The 18,161-nt window shown below is 46.6% G+C and carries 16 protein-coding genes; 9 read left to right on the forward strand and 7 right to left on the reverse strand.

From position 1 onward, the window contains the following. Positions 1 to 41: 41 nt before the first annotated feature. Positions 42 to 1,088 carry an agmatine deiminase family protein gene (locus BUR42_RS00355; RefSeq protein WP_074237145.1) on the reverse strand — a complete coding sequence of 349 codons (1,047 nt, stop codon included), beginning with the start codon at positions 1,086 to 1,088 and terminating at the stop codon, positions 42 to 44. Next, complete coding sequence (locus tag BUR42_RS00360) at positions 1,085 to 1,963, reverse strand: carbon-nitrogen hydrolase (protein WP_074240358.1); 879 nt, start codon at positions 1,961 to 1,963, stop codon at positions 1,085 to 1,087. The genes BUR42_RS00355 and BUR42_RS00360 overlap by 4 nt, the downstream gene beginning before the upstream one ends. 127 nt (positions 1,964 to 2,090) lie before the next feature. Here BUR42_RS00360 and BUR42_RS00365 point away from each other — a divergent pair, with 127 nt between their 5' ends. The 3 genes from BUR42_RS00365 to BUR42_RS00375 all read left to right on the forward strand — a co-directional run bounded on the left by BUR42_RS00365 (position 2,091) and on the right by BUR42_RS00375 (position 5,535). Then, positions 2,091 to 3,596: a sensor histidine kinase gene (locus BUR42_RS00365; RefSeq protein WP_074237147.1), complete on the forward strand. Its 1,506-nt coding sequence runs from the start codon at positions 2,091 to 2,093 to the stop codon at positions 3,594 to 3,596. Further along, complete coding sequence (locus tag BUR42_RS00370; RefSeq protein ID WP_074237149.1) at positions 3,593 to 4,756, forward strand: DUF4407 domain-containing protein; 1,164 nt, start codon at positions 3,593 to 3,595, stop codon at positions 4,754 to 4,756. The genes BUR42_RS00365 and BUR42_RS00370 overlap by 4 nt, the downstream gene beginning before the upstream one ends. 77 nt (positions 4,757 to 4,833) lie before the next feature. Continuing rightward, positions 4,834 to 5,535 (forward strand): LytR/AlgR family response regulator transcription factor, encoded by a 702-nt coding sequence (locus tag BUR42_RS00375; protein WP_200798193.1) that lies wholly within the window; start codon positions 4,834 to 4,836, stop codon positions 5,533 to 5,535. A gap of 54 nt (positions 5,536 to 5,589) precedes the next feature. On the opposite strand, the gene BUR42_RS00380 is transcribed toward BUR42_RS00375, so the two are convergent. Further along, positions 5,590 to 6,024, reverse strand: coding sequence for a hypothetical protein (locus BUR42_RS00380; RefSeq protein WP_074237151.1), 435 nt, complete (start codon positions 6,022 to 6,024; stop codon positions 5,590 to 5,592). 127 nt (positions 6,025 to 6,151) lie between these two features. Between BUR42_RS00380 and BUR42_RS00385 the strand changes: the two genes are divergently transcribed. Beyond that, on the forward strand, positions 6,152 to 6,628 hold the full coding sequence (locus BUR42_RS00385) for a DUF4920 domain-containing protein (protein WP_074237152.1): 477 nt from the start codon (positions 6,152 to 6,154) through the stop codon (positions 6,626 to 6,628). 57 nt (positions 6,629 to 6,685) lie between these two features. Here the strand turns inward: BUR42_RS00385 and BUR42_RS00390 are convergent, their stop codons facing one another. Both BUR42_RS00390 and BUR42_RS00395 read right to left on the reverse strand, forming a co-directional pair. After that, positions 6,686 to 7,378, reverse strand: a complete 693-nt coding sequence (locus tag BUR42_RS00390; RefSeq protein ID WP_074237153.1) for an alpha/beta fold hydrolase — start codon at positions 7,376 to 7,378, stop codon at positions 6,686 to 6,688. Positions 7,379 to 7,599: 221 nt separating this feature from the next. Continuing rightward, complete coding sequence (locus tag BUR42_RS00395; RefSeq protein WP_074237155.1) at positions 7,600 to 7,986, reverse strand: VOC family protein; 387 nt, start codon at positions 7,984 to 7,986, stop codon at positions 7,600 to 7,602. Positions 7,987 to 8,168: 182 nt separating this feature from the next. Between BUR42_RS00395 and recQ the strand changes: the two genes are divergently transcribed. The 3 genes from recQ (at position 8,169) to BUR42_RS00410 (ending at position 11,824) form a co-directional block, all read left to right on the forward strand. Beyond that, on the forward strand, positions 8,169 to 10,334 hold the full coding sequence (gene recQ, locus BUR42_RS00400; RefSeq protein ID WP_074237156.1) for a DNA helicase RecQ: 2,166 nt from the start codon (positions 8,169 to 8,171) through the stop codon (positions 10,332 to 10,334). A 111-nt stretch (positions 10,335 to 10,445) separates the two neighbouring features. Then, complete coding sequence (locus BUR42_RS00405) at positions 10,446 to 11,474, forward strand: sugar phosphate isomerase/epimerase family protein (RefSeq protein ID WP_074237158.1); 1,029 nt, start codon at positions 10,446 to 10,448, stop codon at positions 11,472 to 11,474. Between the two features lie 11 nt (positions 11,475 to 11,485). Then, the gene (locus tag BUR42_RS00410; protein ID WP_074237160.1) at positions 11,486 to 11,824 is read left to right on the forward strand and encodes a hypothetical protein; all 339 of its coding nucleotides are present in this window, start codon (positions 11,486 to 11,488) and stop codon (positions 11,822 to 11,824) included. A 52-nt stretch (positions 11,825 to 11,876) separates the two neighbouring features. Here BUR42_RS00410 and BUR42_RS00415 read toward each other — a convergent pair whose 3' ends face one another. Next, positions 11,877 to 12,659: a FecR family protein gene (locus tag BUR42_RS00415; protein WP_159442185.1), complete on the reverse strand. Its 783-nt coding sequence runs from the start codon at positions 12,657 to 12,659 to the stop codon at positions 11,877 to 11,879. Positions 12,660 to 12,774: 115 nt separating this feature from the next. Further along, positions 12,775 to 13,350 carry an RNA polymerase sigma factor gene (locus tag BUR42_RS00420; protein WP_074237164.1) on the reverse strand — a complete coding sequence of 192 codons (576 nt, stop codon included), beginning with the start codon at positions 13,348 to 13,350 and terminating at the stop codon, positions 12,775 to 12,777. A 163-nt stretch (positions 13,351 to 13,513) separates the two neighbouring features. Here BUR42_RS00420 and BUR42_RS00425 point away from each other — a divergent pair, with 163 nt between their 5' ends. Together BUR42_RS00425 and BUR42_RS00430 are read left to right on the forward strand one after the other, a co-directional pair. Beyond that, the gene (locus BUR42_RS00425) at positions 13,514 to 14,521 is read left to right on the forward strand and encodes a FecR family protein (protein WP_074237166.1); all 1,008 of its coding nucleotides are present in this window, start codon (positions 13,514 to 13,516) and stop codon (positions 14,519 to 14,521) included. Positions 14,522 to 14,762: 241 nt separating this feature from the next. Continuing rightward, positions 14,763 to 18,152, forward strand: a complete 3,390-nt coding sequence (locus BUR42_RS00430) for a SusC/RagA family TonB-linked outer membrane protein (RefSeq protein ID WP_200798194.1) — start codon at positions 14,763 to 14,765, stop codon at positions 18,150 to 18,152. Positions 18,153 to 18,161: the final 9 nt, after the last annotated feature.

Here is an 18,161-nt window from a genome sequence, read left to right on the forward strand (position 1 = left end):
CGCCCCTTGAGAGACAGCCTTTTACTTTTTTTAATATTTTGTTAAACAGCCGGTTCCTGCTGGCTCAGGCAATGAAAACTCCCCAATCCCCAGATGATCTCCGTAGAGTCGATGCCGATCACCTCCCTGTCTTTAAAACAACCGGAAATGATCTGCAGTGCTTCATCGTCCTTTTTGCACTGGAAGGTGGGCACAATCACATATTTATTGCTGATATAGAAATTTGCATAAGAAGCGGGTAAACGCTGCTCATCGTAAATAACCGCATCTGGCATGGGCAGCTCAATGATATTCAGCTGTTTGTCATTGAGAAGGCGCATTTGCTTCAGCTGGCGCAGGTTCTGTTGCAGCAGTTCGTAATTGTCGTCCTGCTTATCCGTTTCCACCACCGTGAGTACGGTATCTTCATTCACAAAACGGATGGTATCGTCTATATGGCCGTCTGTATCATCTCCTACAATACCGTCTTCTACCCATAATACCTGGTCTGCTCCGTAATACTGGTGCAGGTATTCTTCCACCTGGTCCCGGTTCAGATGCGGGTTACGGTTCTCATTCAGGAGGCAGCAGGTAGAGGTGAGAATGGTACCTTTTCCGTTGAACTCCACGGAACCGCCTTCCATAATAATTCCGGGGTGAAATACCGGCAGTTTATAATGATTGGCAATGAGGGTAGGGATCACATCGTCCTGCTCAAAAGGAGGGTATTTACCGCCCCAGGCGTTGTAATTCCAGTCTACCACTACCTTCTTTTCAGCCGCAGCGGGATTGATCAGGAATGCAGGGCCATGGTCCCGGCACCAGGCGTCGTTGGTAGGGTGCAGAAAGAATTCCACATTGGCGAGGTTCACGCCTTCCGCCTGCAAATGCCCGGTGGCAAATGCTTTCATCGCTTCATCCAGTACATTGATCCGTACTTTCTCACTATCCGCCAGGTATTTTACAAAACGGCTGTAGTAAGGGAAGATGGTATGGATCTTTCCCGGCCAGCTGGCTTCTTTATGCGGCCAGCTTAACCATGTGGCAATATGTGGATGAAATTCTGCGGGGAAATAATAGCCAAGTTGCTTGGGAGTAGGTTGCGTCATGCTTCGTCGTCAATATATCTTTTGGTAATAGGTTGGTAGGAATCGATCCTTCTGTCGCGCAGGAATGGCCAGTGCGTGCGGTACCTGTCTGTTTTGGAAAGGTCCAGTTCCAGCACCACGGTTTCTTCCTGGTCGTGCGGGCTGAGGTGCAGCAGGGAGCCAAAAGGATTGGCAATGAAAGAGCCCCCCCAGAACTTCATCAGTCCATCCTGTTCCAGACCTACGCGGTTCACGCTCACTACGTGAATGCCGTTGGCTACAGCATGGCTCCGCTGGATGGTCTGCCAGGCATTGTATTGTTCCACATTGGTGGCTTCATCCTGGCTGGTAGCCCAACCGATGGCGGTAGGGTAGAAGAGGATCTCTGCACCCATCAGGGCCGTGATACGGGCTGCTTCAGGGTACCATTGGTCCCAGCAGATCAGTACACCTATCTTCGCGAACTTCGTCTGGAATACCTTGTAACCCAGGTCGCCCGGTGTGAAATAGAATTTTTCGTAATAGGCCGGATCGTCCGGGATGTGCATCTTGCGGTATTTGCCGAGATACTTTCCATCCGCATCCAGCACGGCAGTAGTATTATGATATAAGCCTTCTGCTCTCTTTTCGAACAGGGAAGCAATGATCACTACCCCCAGTTCAGCAGCTACCTTACCCAGGGCCTCTGTGGAAGGGCCTGGAACAGGTTCTGCCAGTTTGAAGTTCTCGTAATCTTCTACATCGCAGAAGTAAAGAGAAGTGAACAACTCCTGCAGGCAAATGATCTGTGCGCCTTTGGCGGCGGCCTCTCTTACTTTTTCGATGGCTTTTGCCAGGTTCTGCGCTTTGTCTGCAGAACAGCTCATCTGTACGATTCCTGTTTTTACTTTTGCCATGATACCCATTATTAAACGGGTACAAAGGTATAAAAAACCAACCTTCATCCCATATTCCTGCATTTTCGTACCATTTAGCCCCACTGGCCCCGGTTGTTTATTAATATTGCATCAAATAATAGTATTCATGGAAAAATTCAGGAAGGCAGAGTTTTGGATCGCTACGGGGTTTTATCTCCTGGTAGTGGTGGCAGTACTCTTTCCCTTTTTATTAAGCGGCGAAGAATCCGGAACTTACTGGATAGCAAGGACTTTTGAGAATAACAACATGCATTTCGATGTATTCATACACGTGCTGCTGCCTAAGCTCACCATCGCTACCTTCAGTTACTTTGCATTCCTGATAGTCAATAACTGGGTAGTGCCTTCCTTCCTGGAAAAGAAACATTACTATGCGGGGGTACCTTTAGTTATCGCGGCATTTGGACTATTGTTCCTGTTTACGATGATTGCTTTTACTTATCGTTACGGCTATCAGCTGGGTTATAAAGAGATGCATGCATTCCATGTTGCTTGTGCCAGGAGGGCTTTGGGTGCTACGCTGGTTTGTGCTATCGCCTACGCCTTTTATTATGCGCTCAAATATCTTTATTTCACTTATTTGCACGGATGGTTCCAGAAGAATAATATATGGCGTAAAATAACAGTAGAGATCGTGTTGTTCTTCCTGGTCTGGATCGTATCACTGGTGATGGTGTCGCAGGATAATAATGGTACGATGTTCGTGTTCATCCTCTTTACAGGATTTTTCTATCAGCTCACCTATATTGTTGCTTACTACTTTGTTTTCCCTCCCTTCCATAATAAACGCCATGGATGGGGCATACTTTGGAGAAATTTACTCATCACAATAATGTTATCATGCGGCCTTACCATCTTCATGGTGGGGATTAGTGCCAGCTCGAGATCAATGGAGGCGCTTGCCTTCATGATCCTGCTGGGAGAGGTGATGTTTGTATTTCCTATTGCATGGTGGCTGTCGAAATTACGTTCAAAGCAAAAAGATGAGGTGTTAGTTTTGGAGAAAGCATTGGGTCGTTCTTCCGCCAATCTGGACTTTCTGCGCTCCCAGATTAACCCTCATTTTCTTTTTAATGCACTCAATACCCTGTATGGTACTGCCTTGCAGGAGAATGCTCCCCGTACCAGTGAAGGTGTACAGAAACTGGGTGATATGATGCGCTTTATGCTGCATGAGAATCACCAGGAAAAAATAGAACTTAGCAAAGAAGTAGGTTACCTGCAAAACTATATTGCCCTGCAGCGCCTGCGGATCCAGGAATCCAATGATATTAAGATCGCCGTGAACATTACTGAGGATGAATGTGATCACCCCATTGCGCCGATGCTGCTGATCCCTTTTGTAGAGAATGCTTTCAAACATGGTATCAGCCTCCGTAACCGTTCCTGGATAGTGGTATCCCTTTCCTGCGATGCCAATCATATTTACTTTGATGCTTACAACAGCGTGCATGTGAAACCAGAGAATGATCCGGAAAAAACAAGCCTGGGTATTGGGTTGAATAATGTGAAGAACAGACTGGCCTTGCTCTACCCGCGTAAGCATGATCTGAGCATCCGCCAAACCGCCACCGAGTTTTTTGTACACCTCACAATAGAGATCAATAAATGAGTCAACAGCAAAAGGAACCGGATGGTTTCAGTAAATTCCTGTGGTGGCTGGCTACCGCAGACGCAGAGATCTTAAAGGATTGTAAAGTAGATAAGGAAAGGTATCGCATAATAGGTATAGCCGTGCTCGTTACCTGGTTGTTTGCCACACTTGCCTGGGGATATTTCTTCTCCACCGTAGTGAAAGACGACCTGGTGATAGCGGGCCTGGCGCTGTTCTTCGGCTTCGCCATATTGTCTATAGACAGAAGCCTGATCGCTGCTATGAGCCGTAATGGCAGCAAACCGCAGTTCCTGCCGGTGGCCTTTCGCCTGCTGCTGGCTATTACCATTGGCCTCTTCATTTCACAACCTGTGGTATTGATGTTGTTTAAAAAAGACATCGATGCACAGATGGTGCTGGACAGGCAAAGTAAACTGGACCATTTCCGGAAGGAACAGGCTGATCTGAACCTTGTACGTACCAAAGAGCTCAGGCAACAGCTCAATACCCTCAACAGCCAGCAAACGCAAAAAGAAGAACAGGTAAAAGAGTATAAAGACGGATATATCCGGGAAACAGATGGTACCGGCGGTTCCGGCAAGATCGGGGAATCTGCCATCGCGAAAGTAAAGAAAGGGGAGTACCTGAAATCGGAAGAAGAGTTGCGCAAACTTAAAAAAGAACTGGAGCCTGCGCGCCTTGAAAAAGAAGCACAGCTGGCCACCATGTTCTCTGAAGATAGCCTGAAAGAACAGGCCTATATGGCTACCTTAACAGATGGTTTCCTTTCACAGACAGAGGCCCTCAACACCTTAACAGAAGAGCATCCACCGTTAAAACAACGTTACCGCCTGATCGTATTCATTATTACATTGATAGAGATCATGCCCCTGCTTACCAAACTGATGATGCCCAAAGGAGAATATGAAGAAAAACTGGCAGCGATCACAGCAGGCAGTACCAATGAATCCAAAGTGCAGCAGGGGTTACAGGAACATTACCAGGCCGGTGCTGCTGTAGCAGATGGGCAGGTAATAGATCATCTGTTCAATCTGACAGAAGTCCAGCGCAGGAAAGAAGCAGAGAAAGTAGTGAAGGACTGGGAGGCTGCAGATGGCCGTAGTTTTAAGAATTTATGGGCTAGTGCAAGGAGATTGTTGTTGCTGCATAAGGTGTGATCAGTTCCAATAAAAAAACACCCCTCCGGCACCGGAAGCTTTATACTGATAAACCGTAATTGACGTATCTTGTTTATATGAAGATGACCGCCATAGCGATCGATGATGAGCCTGTAGCCCTTTCCGTAATAAAGGCACACGCAGCCAAAGTTCCTTTTATGGAATTAAAAGGCACATTCACCAATGCCTTTGACGCCATGGAACTATTACGTAAAGAAAAAATAGACCTCCTCTTCCTGGATATTAAAATGCCCGATATCTCCGGACTGGATTTCCTTTCCAGCCTGCACGAACCACCCATGACCATTTTCACCACTGCCTATTCAGAACACGCCGTACAAAGCTTTGAACTGGACGCAATCGATTATTTACTCAAACCTTTCTCACTGGCCCGTTTCCTCAAAGCATGCAATAAAGCACACAGCTTATTACAGCTGAAACAGGAACGCCCGCAGAACCCCGGATACATCTTCATCAAATCCGGTTATGAACAGTTTAAAGTGCAGCTGGATGAAGTACTCTACCTGGAAAGCGCCGGTAACTACGTAAATTTTGTACTGCAGGATAAAAAAGTAATGTCCCGCCTGTCCATGCAGGAAGCCATGGCATTATTACCCATAGCTAATTTCACCCGCGTACACCGTTCCTTCATTGTAGCCAATCATAAAATAGACCGGATAGACCGCAGCTGCATTTATATCAGGCAAGTCGTGATCCCTATCGGCGCCGCATTTGGGGAAGCTGTGAACAGGATCTCCGGTGGAGGGGAAGAGGAATAAAAAAACAGGCGCCGCAAATGCAGCACCCGTGTCCTGTATGTGTATTCGTTAACACTACTTCTTAAAGATGGTCGCCACCGTTGCCCTGGTAGTAACCCCATGCACCACAATGATCTGCGGCTCAGAAAAACTCATTTCTCCCGCATGGATATAATCTATCCTGAAATCATCGCTTCCTGCACCGGTACAGCTGGGATTAGGTGAAATCACAATGGAACGCCCATTGATCCTGTAAAAATTCACCTCCGCCGCCTGGCCATGATCTACAACATAGACGGTATCACTTTCCCGGAAAGCAACGTAATCGCCTTCCACAAGGATGTTAGTGGTATCTCTGATGATCTGACCTTGAAAAGTGGCTGTAGTGACCTGGTAAGTGGCTTTCCATTGACCCGCAATAGGGCCAAGGGTTCCCTGGTCTTCTTTTTTACAGGCAGTAGCAAACAGCGCCAGGCATAAGGCGCCAGCCAGCAGTTTGGTGATTTTCATAGGAAGGGTAATTTCTACGGTAAATATACATTAAAATATAATACAAATTAAAATAATATTAATGTGTGTGGTCAGAGAGGCCCGCGATAGCCGTAATTGCTTATATTTGAGGCAATAAAATCTAATTATGAGAAAAACGTATTTGCTGTTGCTGGCTGGTTTATTTGCTGCCACAGCCTCCATTGCCCAGACAAACATCACCCCTGCCCAGGCGGGTGTTACTTACGGAAAAGCCATCAATGCAGAACAGGCTATTGAAATGGCAGACCTTCATCAGAAATTACAGTCAGACACTATTTATACCGGTAAAGTAGAAGGAAAAGTAGTGGAAGTATGCAAAAAGAAAGGCTGTTTCATGAAATTGGAAAGAGCTTCAGGCGAGCCTGTGATGGTAAAGTTCACGGATTATGCCTTCTTTATGCCACAGAACATTGTAGGAAAAACAGTGGTGGTAGAAGGTGTTGCCAAAGTGAATGAAACCTCCGTAGAGCGTTTAAAACACTTTGCGGAAGATGCCGGTAAAAGCAAAGCAGAAATTGCAAAGATCACCGCACCCAAGAAAGATATCGTGATTGTGGCAGATGGTGTGGTAGTTGTAAAATAACTATAGGAAGCGTTCTTTTATAAAGGGCCTGCCTGGTAAACGGGCAGGCCCTTTACTTTATAAGTTAATGGCGGACCGGATAGCCTGTACCAATACCCCGCAATCTACCTTTTCCAGTGGATGTTTCACCCCCGGCAATATGGTCATAGACCCACGGGGCAGACTTTTAAAAGCAGCATTGGTTTCTTCTATGCTGACCATTGTATCCAGCTCTCCCACCATTACCCTCACGGGTATGGTTATGTTTTTTAAGGTCTTATTTGTTAATGGAGGATCGTCTCCCAACTGCTGCATCAGGGAAGCTGTACCCGCCAAAAGCAGTTCCCAGCCCGGTTCACCGTGTAATGTTTTCAATTGTTCTGCAAAAGCAGGCACCTTTTCCTGTAATATTTTTGCATCCAGCATGCGGGTTTCTTTTGCGGCTGTTTCCGGCGTCCAGTTGAATTTGGTGGCCAGTGTGCCCACTTTCAGGAAAGCATCCGGCTGCCGCAATGCCGCAGCTAATGCTACATAGCCACCCATACTATACCCGAATACGGCAACAGGCGCTAACTTGTTTGAATGGATGTAATCCAGCAGCTGTTGTGCAAAAGCGGCGATACTAATACCTTCTGCAGGGTATTCAGTACGTCCGTGACCGTAAAAATTGAATTGGTGAATGCTGTACTGCTCACTTAGTGCGGGTGTTATGGTATCAAACTGCTGTGATGCTCCCAGGGCACCGTGCAAGAGAAGTAAGGTCGGTTTCATTTTTTTAATGGGGTATAAAAGATCGAAAAATATTAGCGAATTTAGTTTATATTTAGACTCTGAACCTTTGCTTCTAACAAGACTACGCCGAATCTTATTTTCTATAAACTTATTATCGTCTAAACAAAATTGTCCTCGAAAACCCAGTTGTCGCAGCAGGAAAGTGAGTAAAAATGGATAATAGCCGCAGCACAAAGTGCTGCGGTTTTTTTTGTATCGTATCAGGCAGAGATCTGCTGGCCGAATTGCAGCAGGTAGCCGTTGTTATCGTAGATGCCGAATTCACGCATGCCATAGTCGAAATCCTGCACAGGAAAACATACTTCGGCTTTGTCTTTTACCTTCTCCCATAATTCGTCTATGCCATCTATATGAATATAGATAGCGCCGGTGAACACAGGTTCATCAAAAGGGCCGGGACTGCTGCTGAAAGGAAATGTTGCCTGTGGATGCACCAGCTGCATCGTTACATTGTCTTTGTTAATAGAAGCGAACTTCGATTGATCATCCATGGTTTTGCAGGTGAAATCCAGTACGGAAACGTAAAAGTTCACTGTATCCTGTAACGATGGGGCGGTCAATGCCGGAATGGGCTCGAGTAGTTTCATACGTGTAAAATTGTTTGGGCCAAAAGGTGAATAACAGTTGTGTATTAATTTAGAATGACTCTCTTATAAATTTAATAAAATAATTTACCTGCCAATGGCTGTTGGCATTTATTTTATTAACATTTTTCCCATCTCCTCAAAAGCCTGATTTATTCTATCTTTACCGCTTCGAGGTAATATCTATGCAACAATCATTGTTAACTCTGTTAAAGCATCATTTCGGCTATACACATTTCCGTCATAACCAACAGGCTATCATCGAAAATGTGCTTCAGGGCAAAGATACCATGGTATTAATGCCTACCGGCGGTGGTAAATCCATCTGCTATCAGCTTCCTGCGCTTGCTTTGGGCGGAGTCACCATCGTAGTTTCCCCCCTGATCGCTTTGATGAAGGACCAGGTGGATGCCCTTACGCAGAACGGTATCCCGGCTGCCTTCCTCAATTCCACACAATCCGTTGCCCAGCAGCAGATCATTATCCGCCTGCTACGGGAAAAACGGCTGAAACTCCTGTACCTGGCGCCGGAACGCCTGGTAGGGGAGGGCAATTTCATGCAGTTCCTGGAAGAGCTGGACGTATCCCTTTTTGCGGTGGATGAAGCTCACTGCATCAGCCATTGGGGCCATGACTTCCGGCAGGAATACCTGACGCTGGGCCAGCTGAAAGACAGGTTCCCGAACATCCCGGTGATTGCCCTTACGGCCACAGCAGACGGGGTAACCAAACAGGATATTATCGAAAAACTTAACCTGAAGAACTATACGGTCTACGAAAACTCTTTCAACAGGCCGAACATCTTCTATAGCATCCGCCCTAAAAAGAATCATTACGATGAACTGACTGCTTACCTGGAAGCGCATAAAGAAGACAGTGGTATCATATACTGTCTTTCCCGTGCTTCCACAGAAACCCTGGCATCTAACCTGCAGGGAGACGGGTATGCTGCTGCTGCCTATCATGCCGGGCTGGACCGTCATGTGCGGGAAGAAAGGCAGGAACAGTTCCTGAGGGATGAAGTACGCATCATGGTAGCCACCATTGCCTTTGGCATGGGTATCAACAAAAGCAATGTGCGTTTTGTGGTGCATGCAGACCTACCCAAGAACATAGAAGGCTATTACCAGGAAACAGGCCGTGCCGGAAGGGACGGACTGGCCAGTGAAGCCATCCTGTATTACAGCTCGGGGGATGTGTTCAAAATGAAAAAGTTCGCCAGCGTAGAAGGTAATGAGGCTCAAACAGCCGTGATGCTGAAAAAGCTGGACCAGATGGCCGGCCTTGCAGAAACCCGCCAATGCCGCCGGCAGTATCTCCTGCAGTATTTTGGAGAAGAAGCGCCGGACCATTGTGGCAATTGCGATATCTGCCTGGGCCAGTTTGAACGTGCCGATGGTACCATTATTGCCCAGAAGTTCCTCAGTGCCGTTTACCGTTTGCAGGAGCGGTTTGGCATGAACTACGTGGTGGATTTCCTTCGGGGCAGCGCCACCATCAAAGAAGTGCACAAGGAGATCAAAACCTACGGCATAGGGAAGGATATCACCAAAGAACAATGGAAACAATACGGAAGGGAACTCATGCAAATGGGCTACCTCCGGCAATCTGCAGGAGAATACCCTATCCTGCAATTAACAGATATCAGCTGGCGGATATTAAAAGGAGAAGAGAACGTGATGCTCACCGTACCTGCCAAAGCCACACAAACGGCAGCCCCGGCTCCCACCAAACAATCCGCAGAAACAGATAACCCGGTATTATTCCAGGAACTGAAACAGCTCCGCCGCCAGTTTGCGGACAGGGATAATGTACCCCCTTATATCGTATTCTCTGATGCCACGCTCGCAGAGCTGGTTACCTATTTGCCGTTAACACCCACAGATATTGCAAAGATCTCCGGCTTCGGGGATGCGAAACTGGCCAAATACGGGGAGGCCTTCCTGGATGCGGTGCAAACCTATTGCATCCGTCATGGATTAAAAACGCAGATGCAGCTGAAAGCACCCAAACAAAAAGCCCGTAAATCCGTTAAGTCAGATGCAGGGAGCAGTCAGCGCCAGAGCCTTGAACTATTCCTGGAGGGCAACGCTGTAGAAGAGATAGCCGCCAGGCGTAACCTGGCCCAAAGTACCATAGAAAGCCACCTGGCTGAATTTGTACGCAAAGGGGAACTGGATATCCGGGAAGTGGTGCCGGACGGGCAACGGGTGCAAACCATTCTCCAGGCCGTGGAAAAAGCAGGCGGATATGCCGTAGGCCCTATTAAAGAATGGTTGGGTGAAAACTTTAGCTACGGAGAGATCAGGATGGTGATGAATTATTATTTCTGGTTGCAGGAACAATCCTGAGGCGGAAGTTTTAAGTTTTTTCAGTACTTTGTTATATGCTTCCACGTTTTAAGCGTTAAGCGTTTATTCATCACTGTTATGAAATCATTACCTAATCCAAACTATTGATCCATGTCATCATCCACGAACCGCAGACATTTTTTACGGCAGCTGGGACTTTTTACCGCTGGCGCAACTTTAGGACCCGCTTTTCTGACAGCTTGTAACAGCGCAGGCACCAACTCCGGCGCAGATTCTGCAAAAGCAGACAGCGCAGCCGGCGCCGGTACTGCAAAAGACCTGTTCTTCAAGATCTCTCTCGCAGAATGGTCTTACCACAACGCCATCTTCAGCGGCAAAATGACCAACCTGGACTTTGCCGCAAAAGCAAAGAACGATTTCGGAATTACCGGTGTTGAATACGTGAACCAGTTCTTTAAAGACAAAGCAAAAGATAAAACCTACCTGGCTGATCTCAAACAACGCGCAGATGATAATGGCGTACGCAGCGTACTCATTATGTGCGATGGAGAAGGTGAGCTGGGAGACAGTGATGAAAAGCTCCGCAAACAGGCAGTAGAGAATCACTACAAATGGGTGGAAGCAGCACAGTTCCTGGGTTGCCATTCCATTCGTGTGAATGCTGCCGGTACCGGTAAAGCAGAAGAAGTAGCTAAACATGCAGCAGATGGCCTTGGCAAACTCGCTGCTTTTGCCAAAGACTTTAACATCGGCGTGATCGTAGAGAACCATGGTGGTTATTCCTCCAATGGTATCTGGCTGAGTGATGTAATGAAAGCCGTGAATAATCCTAACCTTGGTACATTGCCTGACTTCGGGAACTTCTGCATCAACCGCAGCAAACCTGTGGATGCCAGTCCTGAAGCATGGGCTAAAACCACCTGCCTCGAAGAATATGATCGTTACAAAGGTGTATTGGAACTGATGCCTTTCGCAAAAGGGGTAAGTGCCAAAACACACGATTTTGATGCAGAAGGCAATTGCATAGAAACAGATTATAATAAAATGCTGAAGATCGTAAAAGATGCCGGTTACACCGGATACATCGGGATTGAGTATGAAGGTGCAAAAGATTCTGAAGACGAAGGTATCCGTAAAACACTGGCACTCTTGAAAAAAGCAGGTGCATCACTCAGTTAAATGTTACCCATATGGAAACAAAACCGGAAGGAATGACCACACTGAGCCGTGTACTGGAAGTACTCGCAGAACGTGGTTACGATAACGAATTCAGGTTCATGGAAGACGGACGGCTGGAATATGTGAACAACGGCCAGTTGTATGACCAGGAAGGCCTGAAGATCATCCGAACCTACCGTTTTGAAGGAGATTCCAATCCTTCTGACTCCGCGGTGCTGTACCTCCTGGAAAATCAATATGGCCTCATCGGCTATATTATTAATGCATACGGCATGTACAGTGATTTTGAAGGAGATGGTTTTGATAACTTCATACGAAAGCTGCCCGTGGAAGAACGGGAGTTTGAATAAAAGAAAAAGCCGCCTCATTGCGAGGCGGCTTTTTCTATAAAGCAATGTCTTTTTAAAACCTGATCACCACTTTCTCCCGTGTGATGCGGTAACTGAAATCCACACTATCTCCCAGCGCCTTCAGCATATCCTGAAGAGAATCACTGTGGAACACACCTGAAATGCCCTGTGGTGGGGTGTCCCGGCCCTGCACCACCATTTCCACCCCAAACCAGTCTTCTATCTTTTTGAACACCGTATGCACCGGTGTGTTATTGAATACGAGTTTGCCTTCCAGGCAGTCCTGCTGTTCTGCCAGTGGAAAAGTTTCTTTTTCCATCAGGTCTATATCCTTGTTAGCCAGGATCATTTCCCCTCCCAGCAGGTTTTCCGGTTGATTATCTGTAGTGGAGTGGTAGGATTTTGTTACCAATGCTGCGCCGCTTAACAGGTAAAAGGTAGCGCCGGACTGCTTTTCCAGGGAGCGCATCCGGAAGGTACCTTCAGCAGAAACGGTTTTCAGTTTATCTGTAGTGAGTACAAATGCTTCATTGCCCATGTTGTGTACACGGAAGAACGCTTCTCCATCCAGGATCACGTTACGCCCTGATTTCGGATAATCAGCAGGTACATAAAGGCTTGAACGTGAGTTGAGTAATACCGTGGTACTATCTGCCAGCGTAATTGTTTTCCTTTCGCCGTAAGGGCATTGATAAACAGTATATTGCCGGCCTGTTTCCAATATGGAAGAACTGGTGTGATGACGGCTGGCTGTGTAATACAGCACACCGGACGCTATAAGCATCACCATGATCAACGCCAGGGCAACAGGTTGCCAGTTGCGTCGTTTTTTCATATACAGTGGAAGCCTCGGCCGCCGGAATTGCTTATTCGCTGCATTCATTAATGTGGAGTAAAGGATTTTGGTGTAACTGTCCGTCCAGCTTACAATATAGTAAAAATCGGGAAATCTATATCTTTACTCTCCTGGATACCTCCATTTCCAGCGTGAAACTGATAGCCTTGGTAAGTTTGCGTAAGGCGATCGCTAATTGGTTCTCTACAGTTTTGGCGGACAGATCTAAGATGCTGGCTACTTCTTTATAACGCAATCCATATTGTTTCACTAAGATGAATACCTCTCTGCATTTAGGTGGTAAGGCTGATATAGCCTCTTCCATTCTCCCCATCATTTCATTGGTGATCAGCAACTGCTCCGGGTCCGGTGTAAGATGTACCTCATAGTCCTCTTCTTCAGAGAGTTGCACATTCCGGTTGGAAGATTGTTTGCGCATATGATCTACCACGCGATGACGGGCAGCTACAAAAAGATATACCGCCGGATTACGTACATGCGTCAATTCCCGGCGTTTCTGCCAGCATTGAACAAATACATCATGCGTAATCTCTTCGGCTATTTCCCGCTCTTTGGTTAAAGAGCAGGTGAACCGGAATAACGTCACAAAAAAATGATCATAAAACTGCCGGAAAGCAAGTTGGTCATTTTCTACCGTCATTTTCCTGAATAAGGTTGCAGTGTCAATCATACCGGCTGCAATTTATCATACATACATTACGCTAAAGTTAACAAATTCTAAACAGCAAAAAAATAATCTGAAAGCTTTGGGGGATTTTTGACCAGGCCCCCGTCCTTCTGGTGTAAAAGGAACAATACTGATGAACGAGATGCACGAAAAAATTTACACACTAATGTCCAGGAAGGTAGCCGGAGAGGCTACTGCAGCCGAACTAAAGGAGCTGGACGATCTGTTGTCTGCCAACCCGGAACTGCAATATGCTTTTAATATCGTAGAAGAACTTTCCTTTCCTTCCAAATTTGAAGAAAAACCAGATGCAGATGAGCTGGAGCGCAAACAAAAGGGCCTGAATAGGCTGGGATCCATGATGGACGAGGGGGAAGCCCCACCCGTTAGGAAAATAGGGGGGGACTGGTACAAATGGTTGGCTGCGGCGAGCATAGTGCTGTTTGCAGGCCTGTCTGTTTTATTATATATAAACAAAAAGCCCCGGAGCCAGGATAGCCTGGTGGAAACCGCCCATGGCAAAACAAAGAAGGAAATACAACTGCCGGATGGCACAACCGTGATCCTGAATGCAGGCAGCCGCCTGCAATACGACGGGGAGGCATTACGGAAAGGTAATAGGGTTGTAACCCTGTACGGAGAAGGGTTCTTTAAAGTAAAGGCCGATGAAAATCATCCCTTTATGATCAAAACAGGTAAAGTGGAGGTGCGGGTGCTGGGAACTGTTTTCAACCTGAAAGCCTATCCGGAAGATAACCGGGTGGAAACATACCTGATCAGCGGGAAAGTGGAAGTAGCCTACAATAAGAACCGCACGCAATTGAAACCCAGGGAACGTTTTGTGATCAACCTGTCTGCAACAGAAAAACAACCTGCCGCCGCCACCCAGCTCCTGAAGCCAAAAGAGCAGGAAGCACCGGAAGATGCTGTTGTAGAACCAGCCTGGATGCAAAGCCGCCTGGAGTTTGAGAATGTAACTTTTGAACAGCTCACCAACGAACTGGAAAGATGGTACAACGTACGGATAGATATTAAAAATGATAAGCTGAAAGGAGAAGTATTCTCCGGTGCATTTAATGATAAGCCATTACCGGAAGTATTAGAGGCATTACAATACACGCTGCAGTTCAAATATAAGATCAGCAAGGATTCAGGCTCGGTAGAGCTCTGGTAACATTATTCAACTGGTTAAAATAACGCCTATGTAAACAATTAAACGCCATTACGGATAGCCATAAAAAAAGGGAAGTGCGCTAACACCCCCCTAATGTTGATGGTCAAAAAAACTTCGCCGCCTGTCTCGCAAACATGGGATGGCTCATTTATTCAACCGACAATTCAAAAATATGAAAAAAAATCATTCGTGCATTTTACGACCCATACCTGATGAGTTAATAAAAAAAATACTACTGCGTATGAAAATGATTTCCTTCCTGCTGCTGGCTGCTATTATGCAGGTGAGCGCAAATGGATATTCGCAGGAAAGATTAAGTCTGGACTACAGCAACATCAACATTAAAAAGTTGCTGAACCTGGTGAGTAAAAAGAGTGATTACACCTTTCTGTACAGGAACGTCACCATACCGGATAAGAACATCACTATCCGTGTAAAGGATGCGCATGTACTGAAAGTGCTGGAAGAAACACTGGCCGGCACTTCCCTTTCTTATAAAGTACTGTCGGGCAAACTGGTGGTGATCATGCCTGCCGGTGAAACAGTGGAAGAACGCCCTGTGAAAGGCCGCGTTACAGATAACGATGGCCAGGTACTTCCTGGCGTTACTGTGATGGTAAAAGGTTCTCAGAGAGGAACACAAACAAATGCGAATGGCGAATACACCCTGGAAGTACCAGAGAATGCGGTACTGGTTTTCTCCTATATAGGGCATGAAACACAGGAAGTAATGCTGAAAGCCGGCCAGCAGGAATACAACACTACCCTGAAAGCCGGCGCCAGCGGCCTTACAGAAGTAGTGGTGGTTGGATATGGCGCACAAAAAAGGATCAACCTCAGCGGTGCGGTAGACATGGTTTCCGGCAAAGCTTTGGAGAGCCGCCCTATCACCAATATGGGTGCTGGTTTGCAGGGGCTGATACCCAACCTGAATATCGGGTTCACCAGCGGCCGCATCTCCTCACAACCTTCTTTCAATATCCGTGGTTATACTTCCTTAACGGGAGGAGGCCCTTTCATCCTGGTGGATAATATCCCTTCTACCGCAGAAGAACTTTCCCGCCTCAATCCCAGTGATGTAGAAAGCGTTACAGTGCTGAAAGATGCTGCCTCTGCTGCTATCTATGGCGCCAGGGCTGCATTCGGCGTAATATTGATCACTACAAAATCCGGTGCTTCCAAAAAGTTGTCCGTTGCTGTAAATACGAACTATGCTATACGCACATTGGGTAAAGTACCGGAAGTGGAACTGGACCCATACATTGTAATGGATTACAAACACAAGGCCGGTACACCTTTGTATAATTTATATCCTGACGCGGTAAGAGAGTATGCAAAGAAACGGTCCGCAGATCCTTCACTCCCTGCTGTGATCGTTGATCCCAATAACCCTAATGCATACGCTTATTACGGTAGCACTAACTGGCTGGATGAAACCTATTACAAAACCGCACCGGCTTCCAATACCAGCTTTTCTATTTCCAAAAAAGACGATAAGCTCGCTTTCTATTTATCCGGTGAATATTATCGTTATGACGGGCAGCTGAAGTATGGTAACGATATCTATAACCGTTACAGCCTCCGTGCAAAAGCAACCTATGACCTGACAGACAGGTTAAAAGTGGGCGCTAATACAGTATTTTCCAGTAGTGATTACAATGCACCGGTATTTATTGATGGTGACTTCTTTCATAACGTGAACCGTACACCTTCTCTCTCTGTTATCCGCAACCCTGACGGATCATGGACGCAGGATGGTGCCAGCTTGTTTGGCCGCCTGCAGGATGGCGGACGTTCAAAGAATTACCTGAATGAATTTACAGCTACCCTGAATGGAGAATACGCCATCATAAAAGATACCTGGAGCCTTAAAGGAGATGCTACTTTCCGCCGTTCCAATAATACAGTGAATGCATACGATATTTCCATCCCATACAACAACGGTCCTAACCAGCCTTTGAAATATACCGGCGCAAATCCTTCCTATGCACGTAACGGGGCTGATGCTATACGTTACAACGTTTTCAACGTGTATACGGATTTTCACAAGACCTTCGCTAAAAAACATTTTGTACAGGCGCTGGCAGGGTTTAACCAGGAGTACCGTTATCTCAACAGTTTCTCTACCACCCGCCAGGGGCTGATCAGCACTTCTTTACCTAATCCGCAGCTGGCTACCGGAACTATCACACAGTCTGCCAGTATTAACGACTGGGCTGTGCGTGGTTTGTTCTATCGCCTGAATTATATCTACAATGATAAGTATATCGTTGAGCTGAATGGCCGTTACGATGGTACTTCCCGTTTCCCTAAAGAAGACCGCTGGGGCTTCTTCCCATCCGCTTCTGCTGCATGGGTGCTGAGTAATGAGGAATTCTTTAAACCCATTGCGCAGGCTGCAAAAATGGACCTCCTGAAATTCCGTGCTTCTTATGGCACATTAGGTAATCAGGTTGTTACGGATGGTGTCAGGGAGATCTACTATCCCTATATTCCAACCATGGGTTCCGGCCAGATCGGTCAGATCCTGGACGGCGCCAGGCCACAGGCAGTAGGCCAACCCGGTGCAGTTTCTGCATCCTTAACATGGGAAGAAGTACAGACCATGAACTATGGTCTGAACCTCGTATTCTTCAATAACCGTTTAAGCGCGGATGCTGATATGTATACCAGGCGCACAAAGGGTATGCTGGTAAAAGGCAAAACGCTTCCCAATGTTTTCGGTACAACAGAACCCAGGCAAAATGCAGCTGATCTTGAAACAAAAGGTTGGGAACTCAGCCTCCGTTGGAGCGATAAGTTCAACGTTGCACATTCACCTTTGAATTATTCCCTGCGGTTTATCCTGGCAGACAGCCGCGCTTATATCACCAGGTTTGATAACCCCGCCCGTTTGCTGAGCGATTATTATGTAGGTCAGGAGATTGGGGAAGTATGGGGATTAACGAATGAAGGTTTCTTCCAGAATGAAGACGAACTGAAGAACCATGCAGATCAGTCAGCTGTAGGTTCTGATGACCAGGGATATAAATTTTATGTTGGAGATCTGAAGTTCAAAGATCTGAACGGTGATAAGAAAGTGAATTACGGAAAGAATACCGTAGATGATCCGGGAGACCGCAGGGTGATTGGTAATAACCGTCCCCGCTTGCCTTACAGCATTGATCTGAGCGGTGACTGGAAAGGCTTTGACCTTCGTGTGTTCTTCCAGGGTATCGGCAAACGCAAATGGTATCCTAACCCCGGCAATCACTATTTCTGGGGTGTATTTGCACAACCATGGACGAATGTGCAGAAGTTCAACCTGGATAGCTGGAGCCCTGAAAATCCGAATGCTTACTTCCCCCGTGTAAAATCTTACATCGCAGAAGATGCTTCAGAATTAGGTGCGCCACAAACTGCTTACCTGCAGAATGCCGCCTACCTGCGCCTGAAGAATATCACTGTTGGTTACACATTACCTGCATCACTCACCAGGAGAGCGCATATTGAACGGGTACGTTTCTATTTCAGCGCAGAGAACGTTTTCACAAAGACCAAACTGAAGGGGAATCTTGATCCGGAAGGATTGGATGGCAGTGTATACCCATTCCAGAAAACTTACTCCGGCGGTCTGAATCTGAATTTTTAATCGGGAAAG

The sequence above is a fragment of the Chitinophaga niabensis genome, from assembly GCF_900129465.1.
Taxonomy (GTDB): Bacteria; Bacteroidota; Bacteroidia; order Chitinophagales; family Chitinophagaceae; genus Chitinophaga; species Chitinophaga niabensis.